Origin of the sequence: Pseudoalteromonas sp. T1lg10, assembly GCF_002964545.1 — a bacterium.
In the GTDB taxonomy this organism is placed as follows: domain Bacteria; phylum Pseudomonadota; class Gammaproteobacteria; order Enterobacterales; family Alteromonadaceae; genus Pseudoalteromonas.
In genome coordinates this window covers 132,297-148,506 of record NZ_PQBV01000001.1, presented here as the reverse complement: position 1 = coordinate 148,506, position 16,210 = coordinate 132,297, and the positions used below count along the sequence as shown (strand labels likewise).

The window sequence follows — 16,210 nt, the reverse complement described above, 5'->3', positions numbered from 1 at the left end:
AGCGAAATGCTGGCCTAAAATTATGGGTTCAATTGGGTTTGTGAATTGGTATTAACCCAGCTCATCCGAAGCAACACGGTATTTAGGGTCTTCAATTACATTGATTTCCACAAGATCACGGGCTTTGTGTAAGAGCTCTTTACAGTCGGCGCTGACATGGCGCAGGTGCAAGGTTTTACCTGCCTTAGTGTATTTCTCCGCCAAGGTGTCTATGGCTTCGATGGCACTGTGATCCGCAACGCGACTGTGTTTAAACTCTACAATAACGTCTTTAGGGTCGTTTTTAATATCAAATAGCTCTAAGAAGTTCTTCGCCGATCCGAAGAACAAGGGGCCATGTAGCTCATAGACCTTAGAGCCCTGCTCATCGATATAGCTCTCGGTGTAGATATGTTTCGCATGTTGCCAGGCAAATACCAGGGCCGATACAATAATACCTACGCACACGGCAATGGCCAGATCCGTCGCTACCGTTACCGCACTTACTAAGAAGATAACGAAGGCATCGGATTTAGGGACCTTGCGCATAATACGGAAACTTGACCATTCAAAGGTGCCGATAACCACCATAAACATAACGCCAACCAGCGCGGCAAGCGGGATCATTTCAATGTAGCTGGCGGCAAATAGGATAAATACCAATAGCAATAATGCCGCGGTAATACCGGATAAACGGCTGCGACCTCCGGAATTAATATTGATCATCGACTGACCTATCATGGCACAGCCGCCCATGGCACCGAAGAAACCACAGGTTACGTTTGCCGCGCCCTGGCCTACACATTCTTTATTACTTTGACCACGGGTATCGGTAATTTCATCGATCAGGGTCAAGGTCAGCAGTGATTCAATCAAACCTATGGCCGCTAAGATCACCGCGTAAGGCAGGATGATTTTCAGGGTTTCAAGGTTAAATGGTACTTGAGGAATATGGAACTCAGGGAAACCGCCGGCTATGGTTGCAGCGCTATCACCCGTCATATCTTTTACAAAGTCGATAACGGTACGCGCTTCAAGGTCTAAACCCAGCACCAGGCCGGTTACCACTAAAATAGCGGCCAGGCTCGATGGAATAGCCGTTGTCAACTTAGGGAGGAAATGAATAATGGCCATAGTTAAGGCAACCAGGCCTAGCATGGTATAAAGCAGTTCGCCTTGCATCCAGTTCATTTGGCCATCGTCGCCCAACACCTTAAACTGCCCCAGTTGGGCAAGAAAAATGACGATCGCCAAGCCGTTTACAAAGCCGAGCATGACCGGGTGCGGCACCATACGAATAAATTTGCCGAGCTTAAACACGCCCGCCAGTATCTGCAATATACCCATCAAGAGCACGGTCGCAAACAGGTATTCGACACCATGGGTGATAACCAAAGAGGTCATAACCACGGCCAAGGCGCCGGTTGCGCCGGAGATCATACCCGGACGGCCACCGATCAGTGAGGTGATAAGACCTACAATAAAGGCGGCATACAAGCCGACAAGGGGGTCAACCTGAGCTACAAAGGCAAAGGCCACGGCTTCGGGTACCAATGCCAAGGCAACGGTTAATCCCGATAGGATATCGTTTTTAGCAGAGCTAGGTGCTTTGCTGAGTAAGTTAAACATTCATTCCTCGTTTGCGGTGCGATTAGAAACAAGCTGCGAAAGGGGTGCAGATTCTAGCAAAAAGCAGAGAAATTAACAATTCAGCAAAGAGTTAGGCGACCGTTTTGGCCGCCTATAAAATACATTTATAAGGGTAAAGAGGTAGAGCGTTTTACGCAGGTCATGGTGACGTTGGAGTGTACCTCTTGCACATAAGGCAGATTGAGCAAATTATCGCGAACAAATAGCTCATAACCTTCAATACCCTTAGAGATGATGCGCAGCATAAAGTCCATGGTGCCAGCCATGGTGTAACACTCGGTCACCTCGTCATAGCTCATGATCAATTCTTCAAATTGCGCCAGTTGATCGCGGCCGTGATTGGATAAACGAACATGGGCATACACCAGCATATCGAAGCCGAGCTTCTTCTCATCGAGTAAAGCTACTTTGCCCTTGATATAGCCTTCTTGCTCTAAACGGGCAATTCGGCGCCAACAAGGCGATTGCGAAAGGCCGACCTGATCGGCTATTTCCGCGGTAGAGAGGCTGGCATCTTGCTGCAGCAGTGCCAGTATCTGGCGATCAACTTGATTTAATGACATTGATTTTTCTTATTCTTTCGTTAATTAGGTAAAATTATACACAATCCATCCGGGATCGTCCTGCTTTTTTAACCCGAACTCCGAGTTAGTAAAGCCATCAGCTTAGCCAAAACGACCACTGATAAAAGGGTTAGTGGCACGTTCGTGACCCACGGTGGTATTTTCACCGTGACCGCTTAAGATGACAAAATCATCGTCCAAAGACAAGACCTGACTTTTGATAGAAGCTATCAAGGTCGGAGCATCGCCCCTAGGAAAGTCGGTGCGCCCTATCGAACCTTTAAAGATCACATCCCCTACCAGCACCTGTTTTTGCGTTTGTTCAACAAAAATAACATGGCCGGGTGTGTGTCCTGGGCAATGGCGTACCTCAAAACTGAGCTCGCCTAAGGTCAAGGTGTCGCCATGACTTAACCATTTCGTCGGCCAAAATGCCGGACGAGGTGCAAAGCCAAACATCTGCGCCTGCTGTGGCAGTGCATCGAACCAAAACTTTTCTTCTATATGCGGGCCGATAATATCAAGGTTGTAAGTCTTAGCCAGCTCATCGGCTGCTCCTACATGGTCCAGGTGACCATGAGTTAGCCAAATGGCCTCGGGCACAAGTTCGTGCTCATTCAAGGTGGCAACTATTTTTTGTGCGTCACCACCTGGGTCGACAATAGCCGCCTTGTTGCTGCTGGTACACACCAAAATACGGCAATTTTGCTGAAATGGTGTCACCGGCACAGTAAGTATCTTTATGGTCATATTAGTACTGCATCAATATGGGGTAATTCAAATATTGCTGATCATAATACGGGCTTTGCGCATAAAGCCAAGCGCGGCGTGCTTTAGCATCCTCGGCAAAGCTCGAGTCTTTTAGCTTTTGCTCATAGCTTTCCTTGATGTCCTCATTGTTTAACAACATCTGCTCTGCATAGGGAGCCAAGGCATAGTTCTCAACATACTCGGTGCGCTGAAACAGGCTATGGAAAAAGCCCCACTGTAACAAAGAGTCTGGCGCTTGCGGGTGCAATAGATGCGTGGCGAGCAAGCCAAGCGTTTGATCTGTATCTACTTTTAACCAATGCTCATCGACCATGACATTCACCTCTGTATATTCCATTGTCGGCGTCACTCTAAAGCGCCCTTCAAATGGCGCCTTGGCAAACTCATGGCTGCCTATGCGCCCTTGGTGCAGGGTAAGTGTTACGGGTGTTGATATGGCTTCTGTTTTCACCCCTTGAATGTTCAGCACATCTAAAACTTGCCCATATTGGCGAGGAATATAAAAGGCCTTGGGGACAGCCACCTTGGTTTTAACTTCTTTTTGCCAGTAAATAGGCAAACTCGGATAATAGTGCGCCTTGCCTAGGTAGCGAACCTCATGGGCTTGGGTGGTTTTGCTGTGATAGCGCTCGTAGGCTATGCCCTTAAAACTAATATAGTCTGGGTCGCTGGCATAAGCGCGCTCAACGACCAGCTCTTTGTAGTTATCCTTAATTGAAGCAGTAACCGCCTGATTAAGTTGCTTACCATGCTTTGCTAAGGCTTCAATTGCGCCGTCTAAGAGCACATAGGTGCCAAGCACCCTTTGTCTATAGGGCTTTAATGAATGGTTCTCAACCAATATGGTGGGCAGGTGACGCAACTCTCCCCAGCCGTTAGAGTATCTAGGCCCAGCCACCCAACCGGCCAGACCCTTTGAAAATTCCATTTTATCCATCACAAACACCAAAGGACCGGGCATATGCCCCTGTTGTTCGAGCCTGGCATTGATAATGGGCGCCACCCACCTGTCCAAAGCCTGTGTTACCTTGGGCGTGCTACTTGCAAAGCTTGGGTTATAGCCATAGGTGATATCGTATTGATAGTCGGCGCCGTCGGTCACATGCACATCTATGTATAAATCCGGCTGATAGGCATTAACGACATGGGCGATGGCGCGAACACCCGGGGTGTCTAACTTGGTGTAGTCGCGGTTTAAATTAAGGTTTTGGCCATTGGTACGAAAGCCCATAATGCGTGGGCCTCTTTGGTTAATGCGATTAAAGGCGCTGCGGCGCTCATGACCATCGACATTGAGAATGGGGATAAACAGCAGATTAACCTGTTTTAATATATCGGGACGTTTGCCATTGGCAATATCGCGAAGCAGCATAAAGCCGGCGTCTTTGCCGTCTATCTCGCCACTGTGTATGCCCGCTTGAATCAGCAAGGTGGGTTTGCTGTCAGCTACAAGCTGCTCGGCGGAGGTCAACCCATGCTCAGTGGCAATGAGCATGCGAATATCACGTCCGGCATCGCTTTTACCTATGCTCACAGTATGAAACTGAGCGCTATTTGCCTTTGTCAGCTGATCTAAATACGCCATGGTGTCTTTATAATTTGGTGAGTCGACACCATCTGAGCGTTCAAAGTCGGTTAGTAAGGGGCCCTGGGTTTGCATCAGGGTTTCACTCTTTCCTTGCCAGGGGATCAATGGCGGCAGATGCGCATCTTGGCTCAGGGCGGCACTAAGCAATAAAGAGGTTAGCATAATAAGCTCTTGTTATTCTTATAAGTGGGTTTGAGTATAACAAGGTTAAACAAACACTGGCGAGGGCTGCGATGAAATGCTAGTTTGCCTACAAACCAGCGAATAATCATTACATTAGACTATGAAAACCATACTTATCACCGGCTGCTCCAGCGGCATTGGCTATTATTGTGCACTGCAATTGCAAAAGCGTGGCTATAAGGTTATTGCCAGTTGTCGCGCCCAAGAGGATGTAGATAAACTCAATGCAGAGGGTATAACCTGCGTGCAGCTTGATTACACAGATACGCAATCAATAGAAAAAGGCCTGCAAGACGCGCTCACCCTCGGCGGCGGTAAACTCGATGCGCTCTTTAATAATGGCGCCTATGGTCAGCCCGGCGCCGTAGAAGACTTACCCGTAGAGGCGCTACGCAAGCAATTTGAAACCAATGTCTTTGGCTGGCACCACCTTACCCAGTTGGCCTGTAAAATAATGCGTCCACAAGGCCATGGCCGCATTATTCAAAACTCCTCGGTGTTGGGTTTGGTGACCTTACCCTATCGCGGCGCTTACAACGCCAGTAAGTTTGCCTTGGAAGGTCTAACAGATACTCTACGCCTGGAGCTCAAAGGCAGCGGTGTCCATGTATCTTTGATTGAGCCCGGACCCATCACCTCGAAATTTCGTGATAATGCCCTGCAGGCTTTTTTAACCTCGGGTATCAATATTGAAACCAGTGCGCATAAGGAAAACTATTTGGCACAACAGCGTCGGCTGGAATCGGCCACTGGGCCGCAACCTTTTACATTAGGCCCGGAGGCTGTTTACAAGCGCTTGGTGCACGCCTTGGAGTCGCAACGACCACAGGCAAGGTATTATGTCACTACCCCAACCTATTTATTCGGCTTTTTAAGAAGAATCTTGCCCATTAGCTGGATGGACTGGGTGTTAACTAAATCCCGTTAACAGGAATTGCAGGCAATAAAAAAGGAGCCTATTGGCTCCTTTCTCTGCTAGCACAAATTAAGCTTCTAGGCCTTCTTTAGCCTTAGCTACTAGTGCTGCGAAAGCAGTTTGGTCATAAACAGCGATGTCTGCAAGGATCTTACGGTCGATCTCTACAGAAGTCTTCTTAAGACCGTTGATGAAACGGCTGTAAGACAAACCATTTTGACGAGCTGCAGCGTTGATACGAGCAATCCATAGTTGACGGAAAGTACGTTTCTTCGCACGACGGTCACGGTAAGCGTATTGACCCGCTTTAGTAACCGCTTGGAAAGCTACGCGGTAAACACGTGAACGTGCACCGTAGTAACCTTTAGCTTGCTTTAAAACTTTCTTGTGACGTGCGCGCGCGATAGTACCGCGTTTTACTCTTGCCATTATTCTATACCCCTATTAAGCGAATGGTAACATACGAGAAACTAAGCCGTGGTCGTTCTTGTGAACCATTAGCTTAGGACGTAGGTGAAGCTTACGCTTAGAGGTTTTCTTGGTCAGAATGTGACGAAGGTGCGCTTGTTTACGCTTAAAACCGCCAGAAGCAGTTTTCTTGAAGCGCTTAGCGGCGCCACGGTGTGTTTTTAGCTTATAAGCCATTGCAATAACTCCAATTGATATTGCTTAAATTTAGCAAGCAGGCGTCCAGCTTACACTGACACTTTATTGGCCTAACTTACTCCCAAAACCGGTGAAGGGACTTAAAAAGCCCCTTACTTTCAACCGGATAGATACAGGTGCTAAATAAATTACCAAGGCAATTTAGCTAGCTTGTAAACCTGCACTAAATCTTAAGCCGCGCAGTATACTATTTTTTAGCCACTGGCGCTAGCATCATAATCATTTGACGACCTTCGACTTTCTTAGGGAAAGACTCGCAGGTTGCCAAATCTTCTAAATCGTTTTTAATGCGATTTAAAAGTTCGATACCAATTTCTTGGTGGGCCATTTCACGGCCACGGAAGCGGATAGTTACTTTCGCTTTGTCGCCCGCTTCTAAGAACTTACGAAGGTTGCGCAATTTAACCTGGTAGTCACCAATGTCAGTACCCGGACGGAACTTGATTTCCTTAATCTGGATTTGCTTTTGCTTCTTCTTCTGTTCTTTTTGTGCCTTGCTCTTTTCGAAAATGAACTTACCGTAGTCCATAACCTTACAAACAGGTGGCTCAGCATTAGGGCTGATCTCAACGAGATCGACACCAGCTTCTTCCGCCAATGACAACGCTTCACTCAAAGACACAATGCCTGCTTGCTCACCGTCAAAGCCAATTAGTCGAACTTCTTTTGCCGTGATGTCTTCGTTAATACGATTTTTTTGAGTCGTTTGTTGACTCTTTTTTCCGCCTCTAATGGTACGTTCCTCCAAGAATATTAAAAACAAAAAAGGGTGTAACCTTCAGTATTTGGCACACCCTTTTTCAATCACAGACTAACGTCTATTCTTAATTTCGTCTGCGATTTTTGTAATAAAGTCATCGACTTTAAACTTGCCCAGGTCTTCACCTGTACGTGTCCTTACCGCGACTTCCTGTTCTTCAACTTCTTTGTCGCCAACTACTAACAGGTAAGGAATACGTTTTAAAGTATGTTCGCGAATTTTAAAGCCAATTTTCTCATTTCTCAAGTCGGCTGCAGCACGAATACCCAGTTTATTTAATTTTTGTACAACTTCTTGCACATAATCGGCCTGCTTATCGGTAATATTCATCAATACTACCTGCTTTGGCGCCAACCAGGTTGGGAATAATCCCGCGTATTCTTCGGTCAAAATACCGATGAAGCGCTCAATTGAACCCAAAATCGCACGGTGGATCATTACTGGAGTGCGACGTTCGTTGTTTTCAGCAACGTAAGTTGCACCCAAACGACCCGGCAACATAAAGTCTAGCTGCACCGTACCACATTGCCATGCGCGTTCCAAACAATCGTATAAAGTAAATTCGATTTTTGGCCCGTAGAAGGCGCCCTCGCCTGGCAGGTATTCAAACTCTATATCCTTGTCCATAAGCGCCTGCGCCAGTGCTTGTTCAGCACGACCCCAAAGCGCATCTTCACCGATACGTTGCTCTGGACGTGTCGACAGCTTAACCACGATTTTTTCAAAGCCGAAAGTTGAGTAAGTGTCGTAAACCATGTCGATACAGGCCGCTACTTCATCCAGGATCTGCTCTTCAGTACAGAAGATATGGGCATCATCCTGAGTAAAGCCACGTACACGCATCAAACCGTGCAGTGCGCCCGATGGCTCATTACGGTGACAACAACCGAATTCGGCCATACGCAGTGGCAGGTCGCGGTATGATTTTAAACCCTGGTTAAAGATTTGTACGTGACCTGGGCAGTTCATAGGTTTAATAGCGTACTCGCGCTTTTCAGACTCGGTCGTAAACATGGCGTCGCCATACTTGTCCCAGTGACCTGATTTTTCCCACAGCACGCGGTCCATCATCAATGGGCCTTTTACTTCTTCGTAATCGTACTCGCGTAACTTCTCACGAACGAAATCTTCAAGCTCGCGATAAATGCTCCAGCCGTCGTTATGCCAAAAAACCATGCCTGGCGCTTCTTCTTGCCAGTGCCACAGGTCAAGTGCTTTACCGATTTTACGGTGGTCACGTTTTTCTGCTTCTTCTAAACGTTGCAAATACGCTTTGAGTTGCTTTTTATCGCCCCACGCGGTGCCGTAGATACGTTGCAGCATCTTGTTTTCTGAATCGCCACGCCAGTATGCGCCGGCTACCTTCATCAGTTTGAAGTGCTGACAGAAAGACATGTTAGGTACGTGCGGGCCACGACACATGTCAACATACTCTTCGTGATGGTATAGGCCAGGACGGTCATCTTTTGAGATATTTTCGTCAAGGATTTCCATCTTGTAGGTTTCGCCGCGTGCAGCAAAGGCATCGCGGGCTTCTTGCCAGCTGACAACCTTTTTAACTACATCGTATTTGGTTTTTGCAAGCTCAAGCATGCGCTTTTCCAGCGCTTCAAGATCTTCTTGCGTCAGCGAGTGCTCCATATCGACATCGTAATAAAAGCCGTTGTCGATTGTCGGACCTATGGCCATTTTGGCGTCCGGGTAAAGCTGTTTAATGGCATGACCAATAAGGTGAGCACAAGAGTGGCGAATAATTTCTAAACCATCTTCATCTTTGGCGGTGATAATTTCTAAACGCGCATCTTCGGTTATAAGGTCACAAGCATCAACGCGCTCGCCGTTTACACGGCCGGCAATGGTTGCTTTCGCAAGACCTGGGCCGATATCAAAGGCCACATCCATTGTTGAGACTGGGTTATCAAAAATACGCTGACTACCGTCAGGAAGAGTAATTACAGGCATGTTTAATCCTTTTACAGTGGTGACACCTACGCCGCGCCACATGTAGTAAGTTATATTTAATCGATTTAATTCATAATCAACGCTTATACCAACAAGCATTGCGATGATGTTGTTGCGCCTGAGTATGAGCGCAAGCGGCTATTCTCGCGTGCCCTGCATACAAATTCAAGGTTCAAGGAATAATTTTATTCCATTGTTTTTACACCATCTCTGATATACTAGAGGCCATTGAATACAAAGGCGATATAACATGAATACCTGTGGTGTAGAAATTAAAGGCAGCGAAGTGCTGCTGTGCTTATTATCAAAAGACAATGACGTTTTCGACATTCGCGACGTACGACAAACACGTTTTGTACTCAGTGACGCCGACGACACGGAACAAGTACAAAAGTTTTACCGCGATTTTAAAAAGCTGATGGAAGACTATGGCGTCGATTCAATCGCCATTAAAGGTCGTCCACAAAAGGGCAAGTTCGCCGGTGGTGCCGTTGGTTTTAAAATGGAAACGGCGCTGCAGCTTATTCCCGACCTGGATGTGTGTGTTCTTAATGCCACCACCATGAAAGAGCAATTAAAGCGCAACCCTGTTCCTATCGATTTTGAAGAAACTGGCTTAAAGAAATTCCAAGAACAAGCATTTATCACAGCTTATGTGTATATAATGCAGCGCACCTACGCCAAGGATTAAGCGCCAAGAATTACATGCTACTAGGTCGCTTTTTCAAGCGGCCTTTTTTATGTTGCTCACTCTTTTTTAAATCAACGATAGCGAGCTCTCTTATGATTGAAGTTTTTATCTTAGCCGTGGCCCTAAGCATGGACGCGTTCGCAGTATCCATCGGGCTTGGCTCAAAACACACCAGCTTAACGCGCTCGTTGGCACTCAAAGCCGGTGTGTATTTTGGTTTGTTTCAAGGCTTGATGCCGTTAATTGGTTATCTCGGTGGTAAAGGCGTGCTGGGCTGGGTGGACGCCTATGCTCATTGGATAGCCTTTGGCTTATTACTGCTTATCGGCGCAAAAATGATTTTTGAAGCCCTCAGTGAAGGCATCGAAGAAGATATAACGCAAATCACCCATAAGGTGTTGTTGTTACTGGCCATAGCTACCAGCATTGATGCCATGGCAGCGGGTTTTACCTTAACCCTGCTTGATGTGCACCCCTTGTTGGCTTGTGCAATTATCGGCGCAGTCACCCTGGTATTTAGTTTTGTCGGCGTATTTGTTGGTGCCCGCAGCGGCACCTGGTTAGAAAGCAAAGCAGAATTACTCGGCGGTGTGGTCTTGATCCTTATCGGATTTAAAATCCTCCTTTTCTAACACTCGTCTAGCTCCTTATTACAGAATAACCAATAGGGTCCGGGCAAATTTGCGCCGGGCCCACTCCCCCCTTCTTTATAATACCAATTCACTTAAATAGCTAAGCGGGCTAAATATCATGCTAACGGCGTTGGTATAAGCGTCTAGCTTGCCCACACACTAGAGTTTTTAATTCATTACTCTTGCCCTACTTACCTAAACTCCCCACTCTTTGTCGACACCTATCTACACCTTTAGTCGCATCTGCAGGGTTAATCGTCTTTTTTAATGGAATGTGTCGACAATCTATGTTTGAGTAGTTGCTAAGAATTGATTGAGTAAAATTCACTTTGCGCCAAGGAGGCACAGTATGCCCACGCATTTAAACCAGCAATTTCCTCTTACTCACAGCGCGTATCAAGGCACCAGCCAAATTAGCCTTAGCGAGCAGACAATAGGCAGTTACCTGCAAGGTATTGTCGACACCTATGGGGATAAAGAAGCCATCGTCGTTTGCCACCAAGACATACGATGGAGCTATAAACGTTACCTTGAAGAAATAGAGCGGGTCGCCACCGGCCTATTGGCATTAGGCGTACAGCCCGGAGACAGGGTCGGCATTTGGTCCCCAAATAATATCGAATGGTCACTGATCCAAATGGCGACGGCGAAAATCGGCGCCATTATGGTGTGCCTAAACCCGGCTTACCGCCCTCACGAACTGGAATTTGCCATCAATAACGTTGAGGTGAAATTTCTGGTCATGGCGCAGCAGTTTAAGGCATCAAATTATGTCGAAATGCTGTATCAGTTAGCGCCAGAGTTAAAAGAGCCTAACCACCAAGGGCCAATTGCCAAACTGCCTTCATTGATTCAGGTAGTCAGTATAGGTGAGCAAGAGCTCCCCGGTATGCTGCCCTTTGCCCAGTTACAGAATTTAGGCCGAGATCAGCATTATAAGCAGATGCATGAAATCGCAGCGCGGCTCAGCCCGGATGACGCCATCAATATTCAGTTTACCTCGGGCACCACGGGCAACCCAAAAGGCGCGACCCTAAGCCATAGAAATATATTGAATAACGGCTTGCTCGTTGCGCGTGCCATGCACTTTAACGAAAACGACCGCCTGTGCATTCCTGTGCCCTTGTACCACTGTTTTGGCATGGTACTCGGCAACCTGGTCTGTGTTGCCAGTGGCGCCTGCGCTATCTTCCCTAGCCTGTCGTTTGAACCCCTGACCACGCTAAAAGTTGTTGAGCAGGAGCGCTGCACCGCCTTACATGGTGTGCCTACCATGTTTATTGCGCAATTGGAGCTCCCTGAATTTTCTCAGTTTGACCTTTCTACTCTGCGTACCGGGGTCATGGCTGGCGCCACCTGCCCGCAGGAATTGATGCGCAAGGTGCACAGTGAATTTAATATGACACAAGTACTGATTGGCTATGGACAAACCGAATGCAGCCCCATTAATCATATTACCGAGATGGACTCGCCTATAGAGAAGCAGGTGGAAACCGTAGGCCGGGCCATGGCGCACACCGAGGTGAAAATCATCGATGAGCGCGGCGAAGTTGCAGCCATTGGCACGGCCGGGGAAATATGTGCCCGCGGTTATTGCGTAATGCAGGGGTACTGGGGGGATGAAGCGAAAACTAAGGCCACCATAGACGCACAAGGCTGGCTTCACTCAGGCGATCTTGGAGTTATGGACGAGCAAGGCTATGTCACCATAGTGGGTCGTATCAAGGACATGATCATACGTGGCGGTGAAAACATCTACCCGCGCGAAATTGAAGAGCTGTTATACCTTAACGAGGCCATTAGTGATGCCGCCGTATTTGGTATTCCCGATGATAAGTTCGGCGAGCAGGTGTGCCTGTGGCTTAAATTAAAAGATGGCCATTTCCTCAACGAGCAACAGGTGCGTGACTATCTTAAAGAACACTTGGCTTACTTTAAAATTCCCAAATACATTGAAATCGTCGACGAATACCCAATGACGGTAACCGGTAAGCTACAAAAATTCAAAATGCGAGAACAAATGATAGCTAAGCTCGAAGCAGAGCAAGCATTAGCGGTATAAGCCCGAAGGCCCCAGCACAGGGGCCTTTGTTATGATCCAAGTAACATTAATTAATCCCCTAAGCCGCACACTGTTGCCGAATTGCCACGCGCTATGGCTAGGCAGCTCTTTTTAAAGCCGCTACACTGCGCCATTAACAGTATTAGTTGTTTATGGTCTTATGTTTGCATTTTTTGAAAAGCTAACCCGCCCCTTCCCCGAGCGCAGCACACAAGCGCCACCTAAAGGCTTGCTGGCATTTTGTCGTTATTACACCCGAGGAATGGAGTGGCCGCTGGCGGTTATGTCTATCAGTGCCGCACTTTTAGCTGTAATTGAGGTATCGCTATTTAGCTTTATGGGTCAGCTGGTTGATTGGCTCAATCAGACCACACCACAGCAGCTGTTCGCCAAAGACAGCGGCAAACTCTGGTTTATGGGTATTTTGACCTTGATCATCTTGCCCATACTGGTGTTTGTTCATTCCGCCGTATTGCATCAGGCTCTACTTGGCAATTATCCCATGTCGATCCGCTGGCTGGCGCACCGCTATTTGTTGCGCCAAAGCATGAGCTTTTATCAGGATGACTTTGCCGGACGTATCGCTACCAAGGTAATGCAAACATCCCTGGCGGTACGGGAAACCGTGATCAAGCTGTTAGATGTTGCCGTCTATATTCTGGTTTATTTTACTGCCATGCTGCTGTTTATTGGCCAGGCAGACTGGCGCCTGACAGCGCCCATGTTGCTCTGGCTGCTAGGCTACGCCTGTATTCAACGCTATTTTATTCCTCGTTTAAAGCGCGTTGCCGAGGAGCAAGCAGAGGCGCGTTCGCAAATGACAGGCCGTATCGTTGACAGCTACACCAATATTTCCACCATTAAGCTGTTTTCCCACTCATCGAAAGAAGAGCGCTACGCCAAGGAGTCGATGGAGCTGTTTTTAGATCCCGTTTATCGCCAAATGCGTTTGGCGACAGGCCTTCAAGTGAGTGTGCAAGTGCTCAACTACACCTTAGTGGCGATTACGGCGGCGCTGTCTATTTACCTCTGGTCTTTAAGTGCTATCAGCGTTGGCGCCATTGCTATCGCCGTGAGCCTGGCCCTGCGTCTAAACGGTATGGCTCAGTGGATCATGTGGGAAATAAGCGCCTTATTTGAAAATATAGGCACGGTAGCCGATGGCATGAGTACCCTGACCAAACCCATCGCCATTGAAGATAAACGCGATGCCAAGGCACTTGAAGTAACATCCGGTGCTATTAGCTTTAGCAATATTAGTTTTAACTATGGCAAGGCCCAGCAGGATGAACAACACAGTGTCTTGGCTGGGTTGGATTTGCATATTCGCGCAGGAGAAAAGGTCGGTGTGGTTGGACGCTCAGGCGCCGGTAAATCCACTTTGGTTAACCTTTTGCTGCGCTTTTACGATGTGGAGCAAGGCTCCATCAGCATCGACAATCAAGCAATAGATGGCGTCACTCAGGAGAGTCTGCGCCAGCATATCGCCATGGTGTCACAAGACACCGCCCTATTGCACCGCAGCGTGCGTGAAAATATCGGCTATGGTCTGGCCGATGCCAGCGATGAGCAAATCATCAATGCGGCCAAACAAGCCAAGGCCTGGGAATTTATCGAAGAGCTTGAAGACAGCAAGGGCAACAAGGGTCTTGACGCTCAAGTGGGCGAGCGCGGGGTTAAACTCTCAGGCGGTCAGCGCCAGCGTATCGCCATTGCCCGAGTGCTGTTAAAAGACGCGCCGATATTGGTGCTCGATGAGGCCACCTCGGCACTCGACTCAGAGGTCGAAGCGGCCATTCAGGCCAGTTTAGATACATTGATGCAGGATAAAACCGTAATAGCCATTGCTCACCGTTTGTCGACCATAGCGCAAATGGATCGCCTGGTGGTGATGGATAAGGGTCACATCGTTGAGCAAGGCACGCATCAAGAGTTGATCGCTGCAGGCGGCATTTATGCCCAGCTCTGGGCCCATCAAACCGGTGGCTTTATTGGTACCGAATGATGAATATTAAGACCTCGCTTAGGCGAGGTTTTTTATACACTTGATTAGACAGACGAAATAAACAGAACTAGTTTTATTAGCTCAAGTTGCAATATCGCAACCTGTAACGAGGAGCTTACTATGTATAAGAACTTATTTATAGGAGCGTTGTTTTGTGTTTTTAGTTTGCTGTCTATTCAAGTCGTACACGCCGAAGATAATGAGCCGCCTTTTATTGGCGGCAATTACTGGGAAGTTACAGGGATTAAAATAGCCGATGGAGCAGGATTAAAGTATGCGAAGTGGTTGGCGTCCGAGTGGCGTAAAAGCTCTGACTTCGCCGTAGAGCAAGGCTGGATCAGCAGCTATTCCATTGTCAAAAATGTTCATCCAAGAGCAGACGAACCCGATCTCTACATAGTACGGGTTTTTGAAAATATGGCTTCGGTTGCCGAGAATGAAAAGCGCCGAGAAGCCTACTTCCAATGGGTGCAGAAGAGCATGGAAAAGATGCAAGAAGAAAGTGGTAATCGTGCAGAATATCGCACCGTTATGAGCACTTATTTATTGCAGGAAATGAAGTTTAGGCAATGACCAAAAGCAAGCAGAGTCCTTAGACTGGCTCTGCTTGCTCCTCACCCCGCCTATTCCTGTGACAAGGCACACAAAAGAGATAAGAAGGTTTCAACTGACTCCACGGACGCCGACTCCGACATGGTGTGATAACCGGTCGAGGGGATCTGAATCGTGGTGCCGTCCACTAACCCGTTGGAAGCCGCGATGATACGCCCTAACTCGGTGCTGCCAATGGATCTTGGCTCCTCACCTTGGGCAACTAGCTGCTCATTTATGGCTTCCATATATTTGTCTTTATACAAGTAGCTTATATTCTGTTGCTCGCAAAGCTGCTGCACCATTTGCGTTGCCTCGCTATTGAAAGCCGCGTTGGCGTCTTTATTTCTGAGCACCAGTTGTTGATTGTCTGCTGCGTCCACATCAGGAAATGGACTGGTATCAACCACAAACAGGCGGTTTGTAGAGCCGCCAAAACGACGGAACCACTCAAGCAAATAGCGCCAGCTCTTGCCCGCTTCTTCCTGTGCGGTAAAAAACGCCGTGCCCTGAAAGCCAAGACTAAACATATGTACCAAGGCCGCCGCACATAAGACGTTGTCGAGTTGCCCGTAAAGTCGCTGCTCCTGTATTTTCAATTTATCTTTAAAGGCCACGGGCGTACCGGCAACCAGGCCTTCTAAGCCGTCAATTTCAAAGATCAGGTTATTGCGATACTCGCAGATGTAGGCATTGGTTATCACGCCACTGCCACGATACGCGCCGGACCAGGGTTCATAGGCATACACGGGTTCATTTTGAAAGCGCTCGGTGATCTTGGTCATCAGCTCTTCGGATACCGAGTTATTTAATAAATCCGTACGATTAGCGGAGATAAAGGCCGCGTATTGAAACTCATTGGGGCCTGTGCAGATCAGGCCATGCCTGTCGATATGGGCTGAAAACATGGTGCTAAAAGGCTTACTCCCCTGGGCTACCAATAAGCCTTCATACCAGGTTACATGCGCGCCGCGCTCTTCTAACTCCCTTTGTAACACCCTAAAAAATGAATGCTCAGCACCAACCACGCTGGGCTGCCGGATAATGGTTTTAAGCAGATCAAAGAACTCATTGTTTAACATAACCACCTGACTCTTATAAGCAAAAGTTAATTGGGTCCATTCCCAACTAGCGAAGCTAGAACAGCTCTAGTTTAGAGTCAATCAATTTAATTACTTATACCAAGTCACT

Annotated in this window: 15 protein-coding genes; 6 read left to right on the top strand and 9 right to left on the bottom strand. The window is 47.6% G+C overall.

Annotated features, from left to right (window positions below):
- Positions 1-51: 51 nt before the first annotated feature.
- The 4 genes from C2M17_RS00645 to C2M17_RS00630 all read right to left on the bottom strand — a co-directional run bounded on the left by C2M17_RS00645 (position 52) and on the right by C2M17_RS00630 (position 4,713).
- Positions 52-1,608: a SulP family inorganic anion transporter gene (locus C2M17_RS00645; RefSeq protein WP_105198955.1), complete on the bottom strand. Its 1,557-nt coding sequence runs from the start codon at positions 1,606-1,608 to the stop codon at positions 52-54.
- Positions 1,609-1,733: 125 nt separating this feature from the next.
- The gene (locus tag C2M17_RS00640; protein ID WP_105198954.1) at positions 1,734-2,192 is read right to left on the bottom strand and encodes an Lrp/AsnC family transcriptional regulator; all 459 of its coding nucleotides are present in this window, start codon (positions 2,190-2,192) and stop codon (positions 1,734-1,736) included.
- Positions 2,193-2,294: 102 nt separating this feature from the next.
- The gene (locus tag C2M17_RS00635) at positions 2,295-2,936 is read right to left on the bottom strand and encodes an MBL fold metallo-hydrolase (RefSeq protein ID WP_105199100.1); all 642 of its coding nucleotides are present in this window, start codon (positions 2,934-2,936) and stop codon (positions 2,295-2,297) included.
- Positions 2,937-2,943: 7 nt separating this feature from the next.
- Positions 2,944-4,713: a M14 family metallopeptidase gene (locus C2M17_RS00630; protein WP_105198953.1), complete on the bottom strand. Its 1,770-nt coding sequence runs from the start codon at positions 4,711-4,713 to the stop codon at positions 2,944-2,946.
- A 121-nt stretch (positions 4,714-4,834) separates the two neighbouring features.
- On the opposite strand from C2M17_RS00630, the gene C2M17_RS00625 reads away from it, so the two are divergent.
- Complete coding sequence (locus tag C2M17_RS00625; RefSeq protein ID WP_105198952.1) at positions 4,835-5,662, top strand: SDR family oxidoreductase; 828 nt, start codon at positions 4,835-4,837, stop codon at positions 5,660-5,662.
- Positions 5,663-5,719: 57 nt separating this feature from the next.
- Here C2M17_RS00625 and rplT read toward each other — a convergent pair whose 3' ends face one another.
- The 4 genes from rplT to thrS all read right to left on the bottom strand — a co-directional run bounded on the left by rplT (position 5,720) and on the right by thrS (position 9,038).
- Positions 5,720-6,079 carry a 50S ribosomal protein L20 gene (gene rplT / locus C2M17_RS00620; RefSeq protein ID WP_105189760.1) on the bottom strand — a complete coding sequence of 120 codons (360 nt, stop codon included), beginning with the start codon at positions 6,077-6,079 and terminating at the stop codon, positions 5,720-5,722.
- A 15-nt stretch (positions 6,080-6,094) separates the two neighbouring features.
- Entirely contained in the window at positions 6,095-6,295 is a 201-nt protein-coding gene (gene rpmI / locus C2M17_RS00615) for a 50S ribosomal protein L35 (protein WP_022944197.1), read from the bottom strand.
- A 208-nt stretch (positions 6,296-6,503) separates the two neighbouring features.
- Positions 6,504-7,064: a translation initiation factor IF-3 gene (gene infC / locus C2M17_RS00610; RefSeq protein ID WP_105199099.1), complete on the bottom strand. Its 561-nt coding sequence runs from the start codon at positions 7,062-7,064 to the stop codon at positions 6,504-6,506.
- Between the two features lie 63 nt (positions 7,065-7,127).
- Positions 7,128-9,038 carry a threonine--tRNA ligase gene (gene thrS / locus C2M17_RS00605; protein WP_105198951.1) on the bottom strand — a complete coding sequence of 637 codons (1,911 nt, stop codon included), beginning with the start codon at positions 9,036-9,038 and terminating at the stop codon, positions 7,128-7,130.
- Between the two features lie 250 nt (positions 9,039-9,288).
- Here thrS and C2M17_RS00600 point away from each other — a divergent pair, with 250 nt between their 5' ends.
- The 5 genes from C2M17_RS00600 (at position 9,289) to C2M17_RS00580 (ending at position 15,001) form a co-directional block, all read left to right on the top strand.
- Positions 9,289-9,729 carry a DUF3010 family protein gene (locus tag C2M17_RS00600; protein ID WP_105198950.1) on the top strand — a complete coding sequence of 147 codons (441 nt, stop codon included), beginning with the start codon at positions 9,289-9,291 and terminating at the stop codon, positions 9,727-9,729.
- A gap of 92 nt (positions 9,730-9,821) precedes the next feature.
- Positions 9,822-10,361 (top strand): manganese efflux pump MntP, encoded by a 540-nt coding sequence (locus C2M17_RS00595; protein ID WP_105198949.1) that lies wholly within the window; start codon positions 9,822-9,824, stop codon positions 10,359-10,361.
- A 349-nt stretch (positions 10,362-10,710) separates the two neighbouring features.
- On the top strand, positions 10,711-12,423 hold the full coding sequence (locus C2M17_RS00590) for an AMP-binding protein (RefSeq protein WP_105198948.1): 1,713 nt from the start codon (positions 10,711-10,713) through the stop codon (positions 12,421-12,423).
- A 160-nt stretch (positions 12,424-12,583) separates the two neighbouring features.
- Positions 12,584-14,428 carry an ABC transporter ATP-binding protein gene (locus C2M17_RS00585; protein ID WP_105198947.1) on the top strand — a complete coding sequence of 615 codons (1,845 nt, stop codon included), beginning with the start codon at positions 12,584-12,586 and terminating at the stop codon, positions 14,426-14,428.
- 120 nt (positions 14,429-14,548) lie between these two features.
- Entirely contained in the window at positions 14,549-15,001 is a 453-nt protein-coding gene (locus C2M17_RS00580; protein ID WP_105198946.1) for a hypothetical protein, read from the top strand.
- Positions 15,002-15,051: 50 nt separating this feature from the next.
- On the opposite strand, the gene C2M17_RS00575 is transcribed toward C2M17_RS00580, so the two are convergent.
- Positions 15,052-16,101 carry a peptidase M42 gene (locus C2M17_RS00575; protein ID WP_105198945.1) on the bottom strand — a complete coding sequence of 350 codons (1,050 nt, stop codon included), beginning with the start codon at positions 16,099-16,101 and terminating at the stop codon, positions 15,052-15,054.
- Positions 16,102-16,210 lie beyond the last annotated feature (109 nt).

What these genes read in the sequence shown, in the direction of transcription:
- C2M17_RS00645 (WP_105198955.1), bottom strand. Translation starts at nt 1,608, where the DNA reads ATGTTTAACTTACTCAGCAAAGCACCTAGCTCTGCTAAAAACGATATC.
- C2M17_RS00640 (WP_105198954.1), bottom strand. Translation starts at nt 2,192, where the DNA reads ATGTCATTAAATCAAGTTGATCGCCAGATACTGGCACTGCTGCAGCAA.
- C2M17_RS00630 (WP_105198953.1), bottom strand. Translation starts at nt 4,713, where the DNA reads ATGCTAACCTCTTTATTGCTTAGTGCCGCCCTGAGCCAAGATGCGCAT.
- C2M17_RS00625 (WP_105198952.1), top strand. Translation starts at nt 4,835, where the DNA reads ATGAAAACCATACTTATCACCGGCTGCTCCAGCGGCATTGGCTATTAT.
- rplT (WP_105189760.1), bottom strand. Translation starts at nt 6,079, where the DNA reads ATGGCAAGAGTAAAACGCGGTACTATCGCGCGCGCACGTCACAAGAAA.
- rpmI (WP_022944197.1), bottom strand. Translation starts at nt 6,295, where the DNA reads ATGGCTTATAAGCTAAAAACACACCGTGGCGCCGCTAAGCGCTTCAAG.
- thrS (WP_105198951.1), bottom strand. Translation starts at nt 9,038, where the DNA reads ATGCCTGTAATTACTCTTCCTGACGGTAGTCAGCGTATTTTTGATAAC.
- C2M17_RS00600 (WP_105198950.1), top strand. Translation starts at nt 9,289, where the DNA reads ATGAATACCTGTGGTGTAGAAATTAAAGGCAGCGAAGTGCTGCTGTGC.
- C2M17_RS00595 (WP_105198949.1), top strand. Translation starts at nt 9,822, where the DNA reads ATGATTGAAGTTTTTATCTTAGCCGTGGCCCTAAGCATGGACGCGTTC.
- C2M17_RS00590 (WP_105198948.1), top strand. Translation starts at nt 10,711, where the DNA reads ATGCCCACGCATTTAAACCAGCAATTTCCTCTTACTCACAGCGCGTAT.
- C2M17_RS00585 (WP_105198947.1), top strand. Translation starts at nt 12,584, where the DNA reads ATGTTTGCATTTTTTGAAAAGCTAACCCGCCCCTTCCCCGAGCGCAGC.
- C2M17_RS00580 (WP_105198946.1), top strand. Translation starts at nt 14,549, where the DNA reads ATGTATAAGAACTTATTTATAGGAGCGTTGTTTTGTGTTTTTAGTTTG.
- C2M17_RS00575 (WP_105198945.1), bottom strand. Translation starts at nt 16,101, where the DNA reads ATGTTAAACAATGAGTTCTTTGATCTGCTTAAAACCATTATCCGGCAG.